The sequence below is a fragment of the Methylobacterium sp. P3_A11 genome, assembly GCF_056403155.1.
Genome location: NZ_JBFUGA010000114.1, coordinates 1 through 18,633, shown reverse-complemented (window position 1 = coordinate 18,633; position 18,633 = coordinate 1). Strand labels below are relative to the sequence as shown.

Genomic DNA, 18,633 nt, shown 5'->3' with positions numbered 1-18,633 from the left:
CCTTGGAGTAGTGTACCTTTGCCAACCACAGGGGGCGGAACGTGCCTGCCGGCGTCCTGTACGGCGCTCGTGCCGTTGAGACCGCCCAGGAGTACCGGACCTTTCCGTCAACCGTCACCCGCATGCGCTGAGCGGCCTTGTCGACCGTGATCAGTACGCGTGCCGGAGCCGCAACAGCGGGCCTCGTGACCTCGCCAGCGGGCGGCGTTCCGTGCGGCGGTTCGGAGGCAGCAGGGAGGGCACTCAAAGGATCGAGAGCCAGGGTTGCTGAGAGTGGCACCTCCAGAGCGCCTGCCGCGTTCGGGGGAGATGTGGTCGAACTCGAGGCGGGTGTTCTGTGGGTGGTGCTTTCCGACGATTCCGGCGAGGGAGCTACAACCGCTAAGATCCCGTGAGCCGCCGGGGTGCTCGTCTCGCTAGCCTCGGATGCTCCACTTGCTGCAGCGCCGGATGAAGCGGGCGGGTTGCGCAGCTCGGGGATAGGTCCAGGATTTTGGGAAGTGACTGCCTGCTCTGCTGACGCGACTGGAGGAGAAACACCTATCGCCGCAGATCTTTGTTGATCTAGCTTCCGCTGCGCGATTAGCTTCGCGGCTTGCTCTGCTTTGTCCTTTTGCAGCCGTTCCGCCGCCTCGCGTGCAAGCCGTTTATCGAGCTCCAGGCGATCATGTTTTGCCGCTTCTAGTACTTTGAACGGATCGACGAACTGGGCGGAAGCTAGGTGCGCGCCAGCTGTCGTGAGGATGCACGATGCAATCAGCAGCTTGATAACGTGCATCGTTCCTCTCCGGCGGGGACACCAAGCGTGGCCGCGTCAAGATAATCGGCCCTTAAAGTCAAGGTTCCGGGTACGGTTTGGCAAAGTGGCTGCAAATGGCCGATCGCTGCTGGTAGCGTCCGCTTACCAGACGTCGTCAGAGCCAGCCGAATGGCTGGATTGGGCGCATTGCAGAACGTCCGCTTACAGAAAGCTCTCAAGCTCCGCAGCTGACCCATTTTCTGCCATCCGGAAGGTCTGCTTGCTGGCGACTCGGTTAGCCTCGAAGGCCCGGGTCTGGCCGAATGCGACGTGTGTGCTTCGACCAAGCTGCAAGAGCATCGCCGCTGCGTTATGTCTCGAACCCATGCGATTTACGGCAAACGGCCCTTCCATCCCCGACGAGCTAATCGTCGCGCGGGATGCCGGCGACGTCATCCTCTTCTGCGGCGCCGGGGTAAGCCAGCAAGAGGCGGGGTTGCCGAGCTTCGCCGGGCTGGGACGCGAGGTGATCCGCCTCCTCGGCGCCGCAAAGGACAGCAGAGCCCGCCTCCTACTCGAACAGGCGCTCGCCCTGGCTCCCATGCCGGGCGTGGGAGGCCTCGTTGCGACCGACCGGGTATTCGGCCTTCTCCAGCGCGAGTTCGAAGTTTCCGACGTACGTGCGGCCGTGTCGGAAGCTATCCGCCCGCGCCCCGATGCCGGCCTAGGCGCCCATCGCGCACTGCTCGACCTTGCGACTGCCCGCGGCACAACCCGTCTTGTGACGACGAATTTCGACCTCCTGTTCGAGTCGTGCGATTCGACCCTGCTCAGCTCCGGGCCACCGAACTTGCCGGATCCGCGTAGCGACCGCGATTTCCGGGGCGTCGTGCACCTGCATGGCCGCGTTGACGAGGGCTACCGGACGGCTCAGGACGAGGAGTTCGTCGTCTCCAGCGCCGATTTCGGACGAGCCTATCTCTCGCTCGGTTGGGCGACGCGGTTCATCCAAGCGCTGCTGTCGCGGTTTCAGATCCTATTCGTCGGCTACACCGCCGACGACCCGCCGGTGCAGTACCTCTTGGAAGGGCTCAACCTGAGGGCCGGCACCCGAAACAGGCTCTACGCGCTTCAGCATGGCGACGAGCGTTCCGCCGTGGCGCTCTGGGAGCACCGCGGCGTCCAGGCGATCCCGTTTGACGACTTCGGAGGCCTCTGGGAAACGCTGGGGGCCTGGGCAGCACGCGCCCGCGATGGACAGGAATGGCACGAAGCGACGTTCGCCAGGGCGGCTTCCGGCCCCAAAGGGCTGCTGGCCCATGAGCGTGGGCAGGTCGCTCACGTTCTCACGACCGCCGAGGGCGTTCGCCGCGTCGTCGTGGCGGCAAAGCCATTAAACGCGGAATGGCTTCTCGTCGCCGATCCTGCGCAACGCTACGCGCGCCCGGGGGGAGGCATCCCGATCGACGACGGCGAGCCACCCTTCGACCCCTTCGATGCGCTCGGCCTCGATGACGATCCGCCGCCAGCGCCACCGGACCCAGAAAGCTTCCGGCGCGAACGGCCGGTACCTGCGGAAGCCATCGACCTCCTCCGATCGAACACCCTCGACTTCGAGCAAGGCGCGCGAAGCTCGGTCGTTTTGCTCTCAGGGCGAACGGGCGGGTTCGGTGCCGACCTGCCGCCCCGCCTACAGGGGATTGGGGTGTGGCTCCGACAAGTGGCGCACCAGCCCGTTGCCCTGTGGTGGGCAGCGCACCAGCCGGGGCTGCATCCGGCGGTGCTGGAAGGTATCGAGAACGCCCTGCTGCACGACGGAGGGCGCTTTCCCCCGCCCATCCTGCGCGGCTGGCGGATGCTGATCGCTGCTTGGGCCGATCGAAGGCCCGATCCGATGATGCTGAAGTACGACATCGAACGCCGGGGGAAACAGGAAGGGTGGAACGCCTCGCTGGTACGGGAGCTTGCCGCCCTCTATCGGCCGCGGCTTGCGGCGCAGGCGGCCTACGGCCTCCCGCACCCAATGGTCTGGGATTCTGAGGATCGGACCGAAAACGTCATCCACGTCGACGTCGACTATCCGCACCCGCACGAGGGCATCGATGTTCCCGATACATGGCTTGCGTACGCGATCTCGTGCTTTCGGAGCAATCTCGATCTATCCATAGCTCTCGAAGAGGAGATCTCCGGGACGGACCGCCTGCATATGCAGACTAGCCGCGGGCCGGATGGCGGCCCCGATCCCTCGGACGACAGCTACGGCATCACGGGCCCTGTCGTGCGCTTTCAGAGGCTGATGGCCCGTCTCGCGGCCGTCGATCCTGAGGCGGCGAGGGACCAGTTCCGTTCCTGGCCGACCCGCGACGAATACGTCTTCGCGCGGCTCCGCATCTGGGCAGCGGGCGCGGGCCTGCTGGACGGAGGGGCAGCGGGCGCCGTCTTTAGAACGCTGCCGGATCGAGCGTTCTGGGGCTCCACTCACGAGCGCGACCTCCTTTATGCCTTGCGCGACCGCTGGCGGGACCTTTCGGACGACGACCGAAGCGTCGTGGGGGAGCGTCTCCTACGGGGCTCCTACCCATGGGACACCGCCGTGGCAGGCAGGGAAGTCGAGCTGGCGGCGTACGACCGGCTGAATCGGTTGCATTGGCTGTCCACCCAGGGGGTGACGTTCAACTTCGACGTGGGCGGGGCGATGGACGCGCAACGGCTCGCGGCGCCACAGTGGACCACGCAGGCGGGAGACAGGGCGGCCGACTCGAATGCGCCGCAGGTGTTCTCCATCGAACGCGACACACGGCCGGATCCTCTCGACGGGGTCCCCATCAGCCACATTCTGCGCCGGTCGGCGGAGCTTCGGGAAACAAACTTCGCGGAGCGGACTGAGCGCGATCCCTTCCGAGGCCTTGCCGCTTCGAAGCCCGTCCGAGCTCTCGCCGCCCTTGCCCATGCCGCCCGCTCCGGCGAGGCACCCAGATGGGCTTGGTCCGCCTTCCTGGGAACAGAGAACCGACCCTCGGACCCGCCCCGCCTGGTCCGCTCGATCGCGGCACGTTTGTGTACCCTGCCGCCATCGGGCTTCCACGAGATCGCCTACCCGGTTTCCGTATGGATGGAGGCGGTAGGGGAGCGCTTCTTCGAAGATGTGGCAGATGCTCTACCCGGTCTGTGGCGGGCCTTGATGGCCGCCCTCCGCTCGGAAGACGGGCATGGTCGGCGCAGGCTGCATCGGTCCTGGGCGATGGAGGCGCTGAATGCCCCAGTCGGGAAGCTGTTCGGCTTGGCGATGAAGGATCCCGCGACAAAAGAGCTGAAAGCCGGCGCGGGCTTCCCGTCCCACTGGACAACGATGCTCGACGACCTCTTGGCACTACCCGGTGACTTGCGCCGGCACGCGCTAGTCATGCTCGGACATCAGGTCACCTGGCTCTTCACCATCGATCGGGATTGGACCGAGGGGTGGATGCTTCGGCTCGTGGACGACGACGGCCCGGATGGCGACGCCCTCTGGGAAGGTCTGCTCTGGGCCGCTCGTTTGCCGCCGCGTCCGCTCTACGGACTGGTCAAAAAAGCTTTGCTGGAACGCGCTATCTGTGATGGCGGCAGCGATCGGAGGGACAGGACCACGATCGTCGCGGGTTTCCTGCTCGCCGGTTGGGGCAGCACCGACGACGACGGCACGCCTCTCGTCCTGGACGATGAACTGCGCGAGACCCTGATCCATGCCAGCGACGAATTCCGCTCACGGCTCTTATGGCAACTTGAGCGATGGTGTACGGAGCCTGAGGCGCCCTGGCGAGACAAGGTGGGGGCGTTCTTCGAGCGGGTTTGGCCCAAGCAGCGGGCTCTGCATACGCCCGCGATGTCCAGGCAGCTGGCGAACTTCGCGCTCGCGAGCGGCGATCTCATGCCAAGGGTCGTCGCGTCGATCCTGCCGAGGCTGGTGCCGCTGCGGGATGCGGCCCTGCGCTTAGATTCCGGGAACCGCACCGACGAGAGAACGCCTGCGAAGGACCATCCAGGCCCGCTTCTCGACTTGCTCTGGGCAGTCCTCGGCGAGGATGTGTCGTTGTGGCCCTACCGGGTCGAGCATTTGCTCGAAGGCCTGGCCCAAGCTCCGGAAACGGCAGCAGATCCAAGGCTTTCCGAGCTTCGCCGCCGCTTGGAGCTGAGGTAGCGAACGACGTGCCTGGATTGGGCGCCGAACCGAAGGCCTGCTTCCTGGACGAAGGACAAGGTCCGATAGTGGCGCGCAGCTGCGGCGCGGCCGGATTGCGTTCGGGGTGTGACGCTGACGGCTCTTCAAACGGAGCCTCATCATGCTGTCAGATAGCGACACCACCCGCCAACCCCAGAACCTCGGCCGCCTCATCGGCCCGAAGGCGCCGTTTAAGCCGATGCATCGGGGCGATCCGTACCCACCTGCAGCACGAGGGTCACACTCGCGACCTTGCGCTGTTCATGCCAGTGAGGCCGGACCGGAAATTAGATCGCCGGTTCGTCCCGCGGCTTGCGTTACCCGAATTGTTACCCGCAGCGGCGAGCAGGACCGCCGCGGGCCAGGTAAGTTGCTGAGAACAGTGGTGAGTGCGCTGGGACTCGAACCCAGGACCTACAGATTAAAAGTCCGTTAGAGCCCATTTCGACGCCGCCCAGACCCGCCGCTCACGGCTTAGCTTACGCCCGGCGCGGTTGGCGTGTGAAATCTAAACGAGCGATTTGAGGCCGTGCTGTCCGGACCACAGCTTCGCAAGGGCGAGGCGCGGCGGTGCCCAAGCTCCGGACGCGAATCACAACTGACGATTATGGGGCATCCAGGCGCGCATCTCCGCTGCGAGAGCGCTCATTGGCAACCACTACCCGAGAAACGGCAGAAGTTTGCGACAGGACCCAAATCGGACCCAAAAAACGGCCATATTGGCGGGCGAAAATCCGTCCACCAATAACTCATTGCCGCCGCGAAGAAAAATGGTCGGAGTGGCGGGATTCGAACCCACGACCCCTAGTCCCCCAGACTAGTGCGCTAACCGGGCTGCGCTACACTCCGACGCCGCTAGGGCTCGGCGCTCTTAGCCTCCGCGCCGCGCCCGCGCAACCCCTTCGGTGGCGGCCTCCGGCGCGGATGAGCTGGCTCTCGCGGGCCATGATCGCTACGGGGAGCCCCCGCCCAGTCGATTGCCAGAGGATCATGTCGGAACGACCGATCGCCTTCGATCTCACCCGCCTCGTCACGCGTCTGCGCCACGCGAGCCCGTCGGGGATCGACCGCGTCGATCTCGCCTACGCCCGCGCCTATCTCGGCCGGTCGGATACGGGCGTCGGCGTCGTCGCGACGGCGTTCGGACCGCGCATCCTCAACCGTGAACGGGCTCTGGCGATCGTCGAAGCCGTGGCGGCCGGCTGGGTCGAGGATCGGGAGGCCGCATCGGACCCGGTCTATCTCCGGCTGGCGACCCTCTGCGGAGATCCGGCCGCCGCGCCGCCCGCACCGGTTTCGTCTGCGTCGGCGCGGCCCGCGGACCGACGCCGGATCCAGATGCGGAAAGCCGCCGAGATCGCGGTCCGCGGCCGGCCGGTCGCCGCCCTGCCCAGGGACGCGCTCTACCTGCATACCTCGCATCTGCGCCTCGACGACCCGCGCCGGTTCGACTGGCTATACACGCGGCCGGACGTGCGCGCGGCCTTCTTCGTCCACGACATCATCCCGATCACCCACCCGGAATACGGCCGGTCCGGTGAGGCCGACCGCCACCGGGCGCGCCTGCGCACCATCGGGCGGCACGCCGCCGCGATCCTGGTGAATTCCGCCGATACCGGTCGGCTCACCCTGGCGCATCTCGCCGCTGAAGGGTTCGGGCGGCCGCCGCTGGCGGTGGGGCACCTCGGAGTCGAGCCCGCCTTCGGGCCGAACGGGCCGCGGTTCCGGCCGGACCGGCCGACCTTTTTGGTCTGCGGCACCATCGAGTCGCGCAAGAACCACCTGCTGCTGTTCCAGATCTGGCGGCTCCTGGCCGAGCGCCATGGTGCCGCCGCTCCGCGGCTCATCGTGGTCGGCCGCCGGGGCTGGGAGGCCGAGAGCGCGATCGATATGCTGGAGCGCTGCCCCGGTGTGCGGGACCACGTCGTCGAGGCCTCGGGGCTGTCCACGCATGGGCTCGCCGCCCTGATGCGCAGCTGCACCGCCTTGCTGATGCCGTCCTTCACCGAAGGCTACGGGATTCCCGTGGTCGAAGCGGCTGCCTCCGGGCTGCCGGTGATCGCCTCCGACATCCCCGTCCACCGGGAGATCGCCGAGACCTTCGCGTCGTTCCGCGATCCGCTGGACGGTCCGGGTTGGATCGCGGCGATCGAGGCGCTCGCACGCCCCGACGGGAGCGCGCACGCCGAACTGGCCGGACGCTTGGTCGGATACCGGCCGCCCGACTGGGAGACGCATTTTGCCGCCGTGAACCCGGTTCTCACGGCGCTCTGAGGTGTCGGCGCGGCCTCGACCGGGCCGGAGGTCGGCCGCTGCGCGCGGACGGGCTCAAGTTGCGCCGCCGGGGCCTGACGAATAAGGAAAAGCGTCAGTCAGCCAGGCTGAGCCCCAAACGGGTTGAACGGAGATCCTGCCGATGCGGGTGGTCGACCTCGATCGCGAGACAGTCAAGCGCGGGCTCAGCGATGGTTCGATGCTGGTCATCGACGTGCGGGAATCGCATGAATACGAGGCCGGGCACATCCCGGGCGCCGTCTCGCATCCGCTGTCCGATTTCGATCCGCAGGCCGTGGCGGCCCTCTTGGCCGAGGATGGCCGGCGTCCGGTCTTCTCGTGCGCCTCGGGCGTGCGGTCGGTCCACGCGCTGATGGCCGCGCAGAATGCCGGGCTCGAGATCACGGAGCACTACAAGGGCGGCTTCAAGGACTGGTACGGCGCCGGCGAAACCATCGCCTGACCCGTCGTTTCAATTTGGCTCACGAGGCCGTGATGTGCGCTCGCGCACAAGCTGCGGCGGGGTACGCGGGTTACGGCCCACTCGCGGCGGAACAATCGTCAAGCTCGGCGCGACCGGACGGTCGGCCAACGGACAGCAGGACCCGATGCGCAGCCGGCTTCCCAGCCTTCTCACCGTCTTGTCAGGCCTGATCGCGGGGCTCGCCGCAGGCCCCCTCGCGACGCCGGCCCGCGCGCAGGCGCCCGGCGGCCCGCCGCCCAAGGTCACCGTGGCCAAGCCCGTGGTGCGTGAGATCGTCGAACAGGATCAGTATACCGGCCGCTTCGACGCGATTGATTATGTCGAGGTCCGCGCCCGCGTCACCGGATACCTCGAGAAGATCAACTTCACCGACGGCCAGACCGTGAAGAAGGGCGACGTGTTGTTCGTCATCGACCGGCGCCCCTACAAGGCGGCCCTCGAGCAGGCCCAGGCGGCGCTGACCTCCGCGAAGGCGCGCCAGTCCTTCTCGCAGACGGATCTCGAGCGCGCCCAGACCCTGTCCCGGAGCGGCAACATCTCCGAGCAGGTCACCGACCAGCGCCGGCAGGCTTCGCAGACCGCCCAGGCCGACGTCGACAGCGCCCAGGCCGCCCTTAACAACGCCCAGCTGAATTACGACTTCAGTGAGGTGAAGGCGCCGATCAACGGTCGGATCAGCCGGCGGCTCGTCACCGAGGGGAACATCGTCAGCGCCGATCAGACGATGCTAACGACGATCGTCTCGTTGGATCCGATCTATTTCAGCTACACGGTCGATGAGAAGGCGTTTCTGAAATACCAGAGCAGCCTCGGCATCGGCATGGGCCAGACCCAGCAGGGCAAGGGCGTGCCGATCCTGATCGCCCTGTCCGGCGAGCCGAAGCCGACCCGCAAGGGTACCCTCGACTTCGTCGACAACCGGGTCGACAACGCCACCGGCACGATCCTGCTCCGCGCCACGGTCCCGAACGGCGACCTGTTCATCAAGCCGGGCCTGTTCGGCATCGTCTCGATGCCGGCGACCAAGCCGTTTCAGGGCATCCTGATCCCCGACGAGGCGGTCGCCGCCAATCAGGACAAGCGCATCGTCTACCTGGTCGGCCCCGACAACGTCATCCAGCAGAAGGACGTGGTGCTGGGTCCGAAGGTCGACGGCTACCGGGTGATCCAGTCCGGGCTGAAGGGCGACGAGACGGTGGTGGTCAACGGTCTCTCGCGGGTCCGGCCCGGCGCCAAGGTGACCCCCGAGACCATCGAGTTGCCTCCGAGCAAGACGTGAGCCCGGGCGGCTCACCGCAACCGCGTTCGAGCGCGCCCTGCAGCGCCCCCCGCACCGACGACGCAGGGCCCCGTCCGGGAGACCGGCGGGCCTCAGAGGTTTGACCGATGCGTTTCGCCCATTTCTTCGTCGATAGGCCGATCTTCGCGTCCGTCACGTCGATCGTGTTCCTGATCCTCGGCTTCGTGGCCTACGAGAGCCTGCCGGTCTCGCAATATCCCGAGATCGTGCCGCCGACCGTGACCGTGCGCGCCTCCTATCCGGGCGCCAATGCCGAGACCGTGGCCGCCACGATCGCGACGCCGATCGAGCAGGAGGTCAACGGCGTCGACAACATGCTGTACATGACGTCGTTGTCGACCAACGACGGCAACATGCTGCTGACCGTGACCTTCAAGGTCGGCACCAACCTCGATATCGCCAACGTGCTGGTGCAGAACCGGCTGTCGGTGGCGCAGCCGCGCCTGCCGCCGGACGTGCGCAACCTCGGCGTGACCGTGCGCAAGGCCTCGCCCGACCTGATGCTGGTCGTGCACCTGCTCTCGCCGAACAAGACCTACGACCAGAACTATCTCGCCAACTACATCTACCTGAACATCCGCGACGAGCTGCTGCGCCTCGACGGCGTCGGCGACATCACGATCTTCGGCGGCAACGAGTATGCCGAGCGGATCTGGGTCGATCCCAACAAGCTCGCCGCCTACGGTCTCTCCGTCACCGACGTCACCACCGCGCTGCAGGAGCAGAACGTGCAGGTGGCGGCCGGCCAGCTGAACGGACCGCCCGCGGCCAAGAGCGAGGCGTTCCAGCTCGTCGTGCAGTCGCAGGCGCGCTTCAAGACGCCGGAGCAATTCGCCGAGGTGATCATCAAGGCCCAGGACGGGCGCCTCGTCCGGGTGAAGGACATCGCCCGCGTCGAGATGGGCCAGAAGGACTACACGACGAACTCCTACCTCAACGACACGCCCGCGGTGGGAATCGGCGCGTTCCAGCGCCCGGGCACCAACGCCCTCGACGCAGCCGCGTCGGTCAAGAAGGTGATGGAGGTCGTCAAGAAGAACTTCCCGCCGGACGTCGAGTACCGCATCGCCTACAACCCGACGGAGTTCATCGAGGAATCCATCCACGAGGTCTACAAGACCCTGTTCGAGGCGGTCGGCCTCGTCGTCATCGTGGTGCTGGTCTTCCTGCAGAGCTGGCGGACCGCGCTGATCCCGGTGATCGCGATTCCCGTCTCGCTGATCGGCACCTTCGCGGCGATGGCGGCCTTCGGCTTCTCGCTCAACAACCTGACCCTGTTCGGGCTCGTGCTCGCCATCGGAATCGTGGTCGACGACGCGATCGTGGTGGTGGAAAACGTCGAGCGCAACATGGCCGAGGGCCTGTCCCCGGGCGACGCCGCCCACAAGACCATGGACGAGGTCGGCGGCGCGGTCATCGCCATCGCGCTGGTGCTCGCCGCGGTGTTCGTGCCCACCGCGTTCATCCCGGGCATCTCGGGCCAGTTCTACAAGCAGTTCGCGCTGACCATCGCGGCCTCGACGCTGATCTCGGCCTTCAACTCGCTGACCCTGTCGCCCGCGCTCTGCAAGCTGCTGCTGGTGCCGCATCACGCCCGCAAGGAGCCGAAGTTCTTTCTGACCCGGTTCGTGAACTGGCTGGCCAACGGCTTCAACCGCGCCTTCGACGCGACGTCGAACGCCTACGGCCGGACGATCCGCGTCCTGACCGGCGGCATCGTCGGCCTCGGCGTGATGCTGCTGGTCTATGCCGCGGTGATCGCCGGCACCCTGCACCTCGCGCAGACGACGCCCACGGGCTTCATCCCGGACCAAGACCAGGGCTACCTGATCGGCGTGGTCCAGCTGCCCTCCGGCGCCTCCCTCGACCGCACGACGGACGTGATCCTGCGCGCCGCCAAGCAGGCCCGGACGGTCGACGGCGTCGCCAACGCGGTGATCATCGCCGGCTTCGACGGCGCGACCTTCACCAACACGACGAATGCCGGCGTGATGTTCCTGACCCTCAAGGGCGCCAAGGAGCGCGCGGTGACCGGCCGGAGCGCGGCCGTGATCACAGGCGACGTGCTCAAGGCGACCTCCGACATCCAGGAGGCCCGGGTCATCGTGATCCCGCCGCCGCCCGTCCGCGGCCTCGGCAGCGGCGGCGGCTTCAAGATGCAGATCGAGAGCCGCCAATCGTCGGATATCGGCCCGCTGATGGCCGCGGCCGGCGAAGTGCTGGGTCAGGCCAATCAGAGTTCGGACGTGCAGCGGGTCTTCACGACCTTCGACAACTCGACGCCGCAGCTCTTCCTCGACATCGACCGCACCATCGCGCGGATGCTGAACGTGCCGCTGGCCAACGTGTTCTCGTCGGTCCAGGCGGATCTCGGCGGCACCTACGTGAACGACTTCAACACCCTCGGCCGCATCTACCAGGTGCGCCTGCAGGGCGATGCGGCGTTCCGCACGTCGATCCAGGACATCTCGCAGATCAAGGTGCGATCCTCCACGGGCGCGCTGGTGCCGATGGGGACGCTCGCCTCGGTGCGGGACGTGACCGGTCCGCAGATCGTCCAGCGCTTCAACCTGTACTACTCGGTGCCGGTGCAGGGCGTGGCCAAGCCCGGCGTCTCCACCGGTCAGGCGCTGACCGCCATGGAGGAGATCGCCAAGAAGGCCCTGCCCGACGGCTATTCCTACGACTGGACTGAGATCGCCTACCAGCAGAAGGCCGCGAGCGGGACGGCCGGCGCCGTCTTCGCGCTGGGCGTGCTGCTGGTCTTCCTGGTCCTGGCCGCGCAGTACGAGTCCTGGGCGCTGCCGCTGGCGATCCTGCTGGTGGTGCCCACCGGCGTGCTCGCCGCCCTCGCGGGCGTGCAGTTCCGCGGGCAGGACAACAACATCCTCACCCAGATCGGCCTGATCGTGCTCATCGGCCTCGCGGCCAAGAACGCGATCCTGATCGTCGAGTTCGCCCACGACATCGAGCAGCGGGAGCATCGCGGCCCGGTCGAGGCGGCGGTGGAAGCCTGCCGTCTCCGCCTGCGCCCGATCCTGATGACCGCCTTCGCGTTCATCCTCGGCACCCTGCCGCTGGTCATCGCGACCGGTCCCGGCGCCGAGATGCGCCAGGCCCTCGGCACCGCGGTGTTCTTCGGGATGATCGGTGCGACCTTCTTCGGCCTGTTCCTGACGCCGGTCTTCTACGTGGTGATCCGCCACTTCTCGCTCTGGCTCGGCCGGTTCCGGAAGACGCACACGCACGGCGATCCCGGCGACGCCGCCCCCGCCCACGGCTGACCCGCCGCGGGGCCGCATCATGGAAGCCGCATCCGGTCCGTGGGGATCGGGTGCGGCTTTCGCGCGACGAACCGGGGCGCCCGGTGTAGAGGCTTGCGGAATGCATGCCCTCGGCCGCCTGATCCTCGGGGCCTTCGCCCTCCTTCTCGCCGTCCCGACGGGGTTTGCCGTCCTCGTTCTGGCCCTGTTCGTCGATCCGGCCGCGCAGGCGTGGCTGACCGGCGGGGCGCTCGCCGGCCTCGACATGGCCCTGTCCGACCTGTCGGCCGGCCTGCCCCCCGAGGGCCTCGCCCTGTTCATCGTCGGCCTCGCGAAGGCCCTCTTCGTTCTGCTGTTCGTCCCCCCGGCCCTGATCGGTCTCAGCGGCGAGATCCTCGGCCGGCGCGGCCTTCTGTGGTACGGCGCCGGCGGCGGCCTTCTGACCGCCGCTCTCCCCTGGCTGACCCGTGGCGCGGTCCGGTCGGCAGGGGGCGCACGCGATCCCGGCCTCCTCGCCGCCGAGGCGCGCCTGACGCTGATCCTCTTCGTCGTCGGCGCCAGTGCCGGCTTGGTCTATTGGCTCGTTGCCGGGCGTGGCGCCGGGCTGGCCCGGGACGGCCGCATCGCCGCGGACGCCTGATCGACCCCCGCGACGTCGCCCTTGGCCGCGGGCGGGCGGGCGCGCTACAGGGAGGCCGCCACGTCACGGTTTCCGATGATCGCCCTTCGCTCCCTCACCTTCAACGTCTGCTTCTACGCGACCACGGCCATCCTGGCGGTCGCCGGCCTGCCCATGCTGATCTCCGGTCGGTCGGTGCTGCGGCTGGCCCGGATCTGGGGACGGATCACCCTGTGGCTGCTGCGCGTCGTCGCGGGGACGCGGGTCGAGTTCCACGGCCTCGAGAACATCCCGCCGGGGCCGCTGCTCGTGGCCGCCAAGCACCAGTCAGCCCTGGAGACCCTGGCCCTGTGCACCGTGCTGCCGGACTTCGCCTACATCCTGAAGCGGGAATTGCTGCTGATCCCGCTGATCGGTTGGTACCTCTCGCGCAGTGGCATGGTGGCGATCGACCGGTCCAAGGGCACCCGGGCCATGAGCCTGATGAACGGCGCCGCGGCCGAGGCGATCCGGCAGGGGCGCCAGCTCATCATCTTCCCCGAGGGGACCCGCCGCCCGGTCGGCGCGCCCCCCGCCTACAAGCAGGGCCTGTCCCACCTGTACACGGCGCTGAATGTTCCCTGCCTGCCCGTGGCCCTCAACACCGGCCTGTTCTGGTCCCGCAACAGCCTCGTGCGCAGGCCCGGCACGGCGGTCATCGCGTTCCTGCCGCCGATCCCCCCGGGGCTGACGCGGCAGGCGTTCCAGACCCTGGCGCAGGAGCGCCTCGAGACGGCCTCCAACGCCCTCGTCGACAGGGGCCTTGAAGGGCTCGCCGCCGTAGGACAGGCCGTCCCGGAAGCCGAGACTTCGGCGGCTGCAGAACCTCGCCGCTGATCGGTCGGTCGATGCCCCGGAAAGCCGCGATGCCGGCCGCTCCGGCTTGTGGATAACGGGCGCAATTCCCACATCCTCCCTCAGGAACGTCGTGCTTGACGGCTGTGGATATCGCGCGCTAGGTTGGAACAAATGGCGAACAAAAGAGCCCTGTCCTGGTCGGCCGCGCTCCGCGACCTGAAGGACGATCGCACGCGGAGACAGGATGTGCGTGAAGAACGTCTCAAGACGACGGCAGGCCTGCGCGGTTCCCCCGCGCTTCCGCTCTCGGCCTGGCGCGGCCGCTCTGGCCGGCGCTACGTGGTGGGCGTCCATCCGGCCGGTGGCTTCGACCTCGACGAGATGGCCGAGGCGGTGGTGATCGCCGTGCGCCGGGACGGCGCGGGCATCGCCGAGATGGTCTCGGTCGCCAGTTCCCGCGAGAGCCCCCGCGATCATCTGCGGCGGACCTGGCTCGACCGGGTGCGCCGTCGGGGCGCCACCGAGATGCACGTTCATCGTCTCGCCGAGAACGAGGCCGAGCGGGTGGCGATCGTCGAGGACCTGCAGGTCGACCGCGTCGAGCCGGCGCAGGTCTGATCGAGAAATCCGCACCGGATCGTCGCGCGCCTTTTCGCGCGGCGTCGACGGAGCGCGGCGCTGCCCCAGTTTCGCCCCTTGCGTGGCCTCATGCCGGGGGGCGCGATGGTCCCAAGGGACCCGGGACGGGGAGCGGAGTGCATGGTGCAGGATCGGACGCGGCCGGAAGCGGCCGCCCAGGCTCGACCGGCAGGCGTGGCGCGGCGCTCACGCCTCGGTCTGTTCCTGCCCTACATTCTGCTCGCCGTCGTGGTGGTCGGATGGTCGGCCGGCTGGTTCTGGATCCGGGGACGCGCGGCCGGTGAGATCGACGGCTGGATCGCCCGCGAGGCGGCGGCGGGTCGTACCTGGACCTGTGCGGACCGTTCCCTCGGCGGTTTCCCGTTCCGCATCGAGCTGCGGTGCAGCGCCGTGACCCTGGAGCGTGCCGACGGGCGGTTCCGGCTCGGGCCGAGCACCGCCGTGGCGCAGATCTACCAGCCCCGCCTCGTGGTTTTCGAGAGCGCCGGACCCTTCCATGTCGAGCAGGGCGCGCTGACCGGGGACGCGACCTGGAGCGGGCTCCAGGGCAGCTTCCACGGGGCCGCCGAGGGCTTTACCCGGGCCTCACTGGTGGTCGACACGCCCAACATCACCGTCAAGGGCGCCGAACCGGGGCCGATTGCGGTTGCCGGCCGGCACATGGAGCTGCATGCCCGCCCGACACCGGGCCGCTACGAATCCGACGGTGCCGTCGACATGAGCCTGCGCCTGAACCAGGCGGCCGTGCCGCAGCTCGACGCCCTCACCGGTACGCCCGACCCGGCCGATCTCGTCCTGGACGCCACCCTCACGCAGGCCGCCGTGCTGCGGACCGGAACTGTGGCCCGCGAGCTGGAGCGCTGGCGTCAGGCCGGCGGCACCCTGGATCTCGCGGCCCTGTCGCTCGCCAAGGGCGCACAGCGGGTCCAGGCCAAGGGGACGCTGGTTCTCGACGCCCTGCATCGTCCGGCGGGTCAGATCGATCTGCGGGCCGCCGGGATCGATGCGCTGGTGGGCGGCATCGTGGGCCAGCGCTTCGGCTCCGACAGGGGCGCGCTGGTGGGACAGTTGGTCGGCGGCCTCCTCGGCCTGAGCCGTCGCCCGGATGCRGAGACGCCGGGCGATGCCGCGCCCTTGAAGGCGCTGCCGCCCCTGCGCCTCGTCGACGGGAAGGTCGTCTTCAGCGGCTTTCCAATCCCGAACGTCTCGGTGCCGGCGCTGTACTAGACCCGCCGTCGATCGCGCTGCGGCGCTGTCCAGACCGATGTCCGACGTGCGGGCGATCCTGCGCCGGCCACTTCCCTGAGGCAGCGTCACGGCGCCGTGGGGCATGGTGCACAATCGGGATCGTCATGGCCGCCGCCGCCGGCCGGCGCCGGGGTGTGCAAGACCGCCACGGGGGCCTGATCCGCACGGCACCATCCGCTATAGGAGGCGCATGGCCTCGACGACCGTCCCCCCGACCCGCATCAAGATCTGCGGGCTCAGCACCGAACCGACCCTAACCGCCGCGCTGGAGGCCGGGGTCGACTGGATCGGGCTGGTGCATTTTCCCCGCAGCCCGCGCCACGTCGCGCTCGCGCGGGCCGCTGTGTTGTCGGCCCGCGCCCGCGGGCGCGCCGAGCGCGTGGTCCTGCTCGTCGATCCCGACGACGCCTTGGTCGCAGCCGTCCTGGAGGCGGTGGATCCGGATCTCATCCAGCTGCACGGGCGCGAGAGCCCGGTGCGCGTCGCGGCCATCCGCGCGCTCACCGGCCGGCCGGTCATGAAGGCGCTCGGCCTCGCCGCCCGCGAGGATCTCGCGATCCTGCCGGCCTACACCGCCGTGGCCGATCGAATCCTCCTGGACGCCAAGGCGCCGCCGGACGCGGTCCTGCCGGGCGGCAACGGTCKCGCGTTCGACTGGGGGATCCTGGCCGGATGCGATCTTCCTCCCGGCACGATGCTCTCGGGCGGCCTCGACGCGGTCAACGTCGCGGAGGCGGTCACCCGCACCGGAATCACCGCTGTCGACGTCTCATCGGGGGTCGAGTCGGCGCCCGGGGTCAAGGACCCGGACAGGATCGCGGCCTTCGTGGCGGCCGCGCGAGGAGCGCGATAGGCCCGCAGGCCTATGCCGCCCGTTCCGCCTCGTCCTGGAGATCGTGACCGGACACCCCGGTCCTGGCGCCACCGGTGCGCGCCGCCATCCTCGGTCGGGACCGCCTCTGGCCGAGCACCGGCGTCGCAGGACCGGCTGTCGCGTCAGCGCGGCGCCGGCAGGGCCGTCCGGCCCGAGTTCGGAACCGTGTAGGCGCTCGGCACCTCGGTCTCCGGTGCGTAGGCCCGCAGCCGGGTCGCCTCGCGCTCGTAGCGGACCGCCTCGCGGCGATGATAACGCGCCCGGGCGCGGGTCTTGCCTTGGCCAAGCCACGTGAAGATGCCGCCGACCACGATGCCGAGCGCCACGGCGCCGAACAGGATCGCGTAGAGCGGCAGATCAACGCTGAAGACCGGGGCGTCCACGTTGAACGGATCGAAGGACAGCCGCACCGGCGCGCGGTTGGCCACCGCCAGCAGGATCACCAAGGCCGCGATCGGCAGCAGCACGAGGCTCTTCAGGAAACGGATCATCGCGCTCACAGGTCCTTCCTACTCGGCGGCCGAGGCACTCTCGCCGATGCCGGCGGCGTTGAGGCGCTGGCGCATCTCCTTGCCGGTCTTGAACACGGGGATCGCCTTCTCGGACACGGCAACGGCGGCACCCGTGCGCGGGTTGCGTCCCCGGCGCGCGTCCCGGCGTTTCACCGAGAAGGCGCCGAAGCCGCGCAGCTCCACCCGGTCGCCACGGGCCAGCGCGTCGGAAATGGTGTCGAGGATCGCGTTGACCAGGATCTCCACGTCGCGCTGGTAGAGATGCGGGTTCTGCTCGGCGATCTTGATGACGAGCTCCGACTTGATCATGGCGTCTGGTCTTCTCGCGGGATCGGGGCGGGCTGCGCGGCGGCGCGTTCAGGGTTCCGGACGCCAGAGGGCAAGCATCCCGCCTCGGGCGGCCTGCGCTTCCGCGCCGACGGTCCGGAGCCGCGCCGCGAGGCCGTCGAGGCCCAGCAGATCGGCGCCGATGCCGGCAGCCGACCACAGGGAGAAATTGCTCTGCGACGACGGCTTCCAGTCCTTGACCGGCAGGTCCTTCGGCACGCTGCGGGCGCTCTCGAGCCAAGCCACGGCCTGTCGCTCGCTGCCGAGTTCGTCCACGAGCTTCAGCGGCACGCTCTGGCGACCGCTGAACACACGCCCGTCCGAGACCGTGTTGAGCTGGCCGGCATCCATGCCGCGCCGTTCGGCCACGAGGTTCTTGAACCACGCGTAGGTATCGCCGACGACGGCGGCCAGCGCCGCCCGCGCCTCCGGTGAGGTCGGCGTGAAGCCCGACGGCTCGGCCTTGAGCGGCGACGACTTCACCGACTCCACCTTGACCCCGACCTTGTCGAGCAGGCCCGAGAAGTCGGGATACTGGAACAGCACGCCGATGGACCCGACGAGGCTGGTCTCGCGCGCGACGATGTGGTCGGCTGCGATGGCGGTGATGTAGGCGCCGGAGGCGGCGGTGCCGTCCACGAAGGCGACGATCGGCTTCTTGGCGGCGAGCGCCCGCAGGTTGCGGAAGATCTCCTCCGATCCGGTGGTCGTGCCGCCGGGCGAATTGATCGAGACGATCACGCCCTTCACGGCGTCAGCGTCGCCGACCCGCTGCATCAGCTTGGCGGTGGCCTCGCTTCCGGCGATGAAGCCCGAGACGGAAATCCGGGCGATCTGCGGCTGCACGGCGAAACCGCCCTCCCCGCCCGCGCGGACCCGGTAGCCGACGGCGCCGACCGCCACGATCAGGCCGCCGATCCCCAGGACGCGCCAGAGGGACAACCTGCGGCGCAGGCGCCGCCGGTCGATCAGCAGTTCGGCGTCGGCTGCCATGCTGTGCCTTCCCCTGAAGCCCCCGGTCCGCCCCTCTGACGGGGTGCGGGCGCAACGTCCCGCGCCGGGCAAGTCCTTGGTTTCCTTCGGCTCGCCCGGTTCGAGCCGCGCGAGGCCGGTGTTCTAGAGCATTTACCGCGGGCGTGGATACGGCCTGCGTGAAGAAAATGACCGGCTGGCCCGTCGCTGTCGCGTCGGCGGCGGCAGAGCGCCCCGCCGACGCGACAGCGGCAACCTTGAATTGTCCGATCCCAAAAGAAAACCCGCGCCGGACCGAGGTCCTGCGCGGGTCTCTGAGCCGTGGATCCGCCGCCCGGACGGGCCGG

General features: G+C 68.6%; 14 protein-coding genes and 1 tRNA gene. 10 read left to right on the top strand and 5 right to left on the bottom strand.

Annotated features, from left to right (window positions below; genetic code table 11):
• The coding region (locus AC1DXK_RS25920) for a L,D-transpeptidase (protein ID WP_477299419.1) at positions 1-778 on the bottom strand (778 nt) is incomplete at its 3' end.
• A 346-nt stretch (positions 779-1,124) separates the two neighbouring features.
• Between AC1DXK_RS25920 and AC1DXK_RS25915 the strand changes: the two genes are divergently transcribed.
• Positions 1,125-4,916 carry an SIR2 family protein gene (locus AC1DXK_RS25915; protein WP_477299418.1) on the top strand — a complete coding sequence of 1,264 codons (3,792 nt, stop codon included), beginning with the start codon at positions 1,125-1,127 and terminating at the stop codon, positions 4,914-4,916.
• 792 nt (positions 4,917-5,708) lie between these two features.
• Here AC1DXK_RS25915 and AC1DXK_RS25910 read toward each other — a convergent pair.
• A tRNA-Pro gene (locus AC1DXK_RS25910) sits at positions 5,709-5,786 on the bottom strand.
• Positions 5,787-5,927: 141 nt separating this feature from the next.
• On the opposite strand from AC1DXK_RS25910, the gene AC1DXK_RS25905 reads away from it, so the two are divergent.
• The 9 genes from AC1DXK_RS25905 to AC1DXK_RS25865 all read left to right on the top strand — a co-directional run bounded on the left by AC1DXK_RS25905 (position 5,928) and on the right by AC1DXK_RS25865 (position 16,454).
• Complete coding sequence (locus AC1DXK_RS25905; protein WP_477299417.1) at positions 5,928-7,211, top strand: glycosyltransferase family 4 protein; 1,284 nt, start codon at positions 5,928-5,930, stop codon at positions 7,209-7,211.
• A 142-nt stretch (positions 7,212-7,353) separates the two neighbouring features.
• A complete protein-coding gene (locus AC1DXK_RS25900; RefSeq protein WP_457103932.1) occupies positions 7,354-7,674 on the top strand; it encodes a rhodanese-like domain-containing protein in 321 nt (106 codons plus the stop codon).
• Between the two features lie 145 nt (positions 7,675-7,819).
• Positions 7,820-8,974, top strand: coding sequence for an efflux RND transporter periplasmic adaptor subunit (locus tag AC1DXK_RS25895; protein WP_457103931.1), 1,155 nt, complete (start codon positions 7,820-7,822; stop codon positions 8,972-8,974).
• A gap of 107 nt (positions 8,975-9,081) precedes the next feature.
• Positions 9,082-12,279: an efflux RND transporter permease subunit gene (locus tag AC1DXK_RS25890; RefSeq protein ID WP_457103930.1), complete on the top strand. Its 3,198-nt coding sequence runs from the start codon at positions 9,082-9,084 to the stop codon at positions 12,277-12,279.
• A 100-nt stretch (positions 12,280-12,379) separates the two neighbouring features.
• Positions 12,380-12,898: a hypothetical protein gene (locus tag AC1DXK_RS25885; protein WP_457103929.1), complete on the top strand. Its 519-nt coding sequence runs from the start codon at positions 12,380-12,382 to the stop codon at positions 12,896-12,898.
• A gap of 75 nt (positions 12,899-12,973) precedes the next feature.
• On the top strand, positions 12,974-13,753 hold the full coding sequence (locus tag AC1DXK_RS25880) for a lysophospholipid acyltransferase family protein (protein ID WP_457103928.1): 780 nt from the start codon (positions 12,974-12,976) through the stop codon (positions 13,751-13,753).
• 132 nt (positions 13,754-13,885) lie between these two features.
• Positions 13,886-14,332, top strand: a complete 447-nt coding sequence (locus AC1DXK_RS25875; protein ID WP_457103927.1) for a hypothetical protein — start codon at positions 13,886-13,888, stop codon at positions 14,330-14,332.
• A 141-nt stretch (positions 14,333-14,473) separates the two neighbouring features.
• Positions 14,474-15,580, top strand: coding sequence for a DUF2125 domain-containing protein (locus AC1DXK_RS25870; RefSeq protein ID WP_457103926.1), 1,107 nt, complete (start codon positions 14,474-14,476; stop codon positions 15,578-15,580).
• A 211-nt stretch (positions 15,581-15,791) separates the two neighbouring features.
• Positions 15,792-16,454, top strand: coding sequence for a phosphoribosylanthranilate isomerase (locus AC1DXK_RS25865; protein ID WP_477299416.1), 663 nt, complete (start codon positions 15,792-15,794; stop codon positions 16,452-16,454).
• 143 nt (positions 16,455-16,597) lie between these two features.
• On the opposite strand, the gene AC1DXK_RS25860 is transcribed toward AC1DXK_RS25865, so the two are convergent.
• From AC1DXK_RS25860 to sppA, 3 genes are read right to left on the bottom strand one after another with little or no spacing between them, the layout of a single operon-like run.
• Positions 16,598-16,966: a LapA family protein gene (locus AC1DXK_RS25860; protein ID WP_457104066.1), complete on the bottom strand. Its 369-nt coding sequence runs from the start codon at positions 16,964-16,966 to the stop codon at positions 16,598-16,600.
• A gap of 18 nt (positions 16,967-16,984) precedes the next feature.
• Entirely contained in the window at positions 16,985-17,296 is a 312-nt protein-coding gene (locus tag AC1DXK_RS25855; RefSeq protein WP_457103924.1) for an integration host factor subunit beta, read from the bottom strand.
• Between the two features lie 48 nt (positions 17,297-17,344).
• Positions 17,345-18,307 (bottom strand): signal peptide peptidase SppA, encoded by a 963-nt coding sequence (gene sppA, locus AC1DXK_RS25850; RefSeq protein WP_457103923.1) that lies wholly within the window; start codon positions 18,305-18,307, stop codon positions 17,345-17,347.
• Positions 18,308-18,633 lie beyond the last annotated feature (326 nt).

Coding starts and splice junctions, on each gene's coding strand:
- AC1DXK_RS25915 (WP_477299418.1), top strand. CDS start 1,125: ATGCGATTTACGGCAAACGGCCCTTCCATCCCCGACGAGCTAATCGTC.
- AC1DXK_RS25905 (WP_477299417.1), top strand. CDS start 5,928: ATGTCGGAACGACCGATCGCCTTCGATCTCACCCGCCTCGTCACGCGT.
- AC1DXK_RS25900 (WP_457103932.1), top strand. CDS start 7,354: ATGCGGGTGGTCGACCTCGATCGCGAGACAGTCAAGCGCGGGCTCAGC.
- AC1DXK_RS25895 (WP_457103931.1), top strand. CDS start 7,820: ATGCGCAGCCGGCTTCCCAGCCTTCTCACCGTCTTGTCAGGCCTGATC.
- AC1DXK_RS25890 (WP_457103930.1), top strand. CDS start 9,082: ATGCGTTTCGCCCATTTCTTCGTCGATAGGCCGATCTTCGCGTCCGTC.
- AC1DXK_RS25885 (WP_457103929.1), top strand. CDS start 12,380: ATGCATGCCCTCGGCCGCCTGATCCTCGGGGCCTTCGCCCTCCTTCTC.
- AC1DXK_RS25880 (WP_457103928.1), top strand. CDS start 12,974: ATGATCGCCCTTCGCTCCCTCACCTTCAACGTCTGCTTCTACGCGACC.
- AC1DXK_RS25875 (WP_457103927.1), top strand. CDS start 13,886: ATGGCGAACAAAAGAGCCCTGTCCTGGTCGGCCGCGCTCCGCGACCTG.
- AC1DXK_RS25860 (WP_457104066.1), bottom strand. CDS start 16,966: ATGATCCGTTTCCTGAAGAGCCTCGTGCTGCTGCCGATCGCGGCCTTG.
- AC1DXK_RS25855 (WP_457103924.1), bottom strand. CDS start 17,296: ATGATCAAGTCGGAGCTCGTCATCAAGATCGCCGAGCAGAACCCGCAT.
- sppA (WP_457103923.1), bottom strand. CDS start 18,307: ATGGCAGCCGACGCCGAACTGCTGATCGACCGGCGGCGCCTGCGCCGC.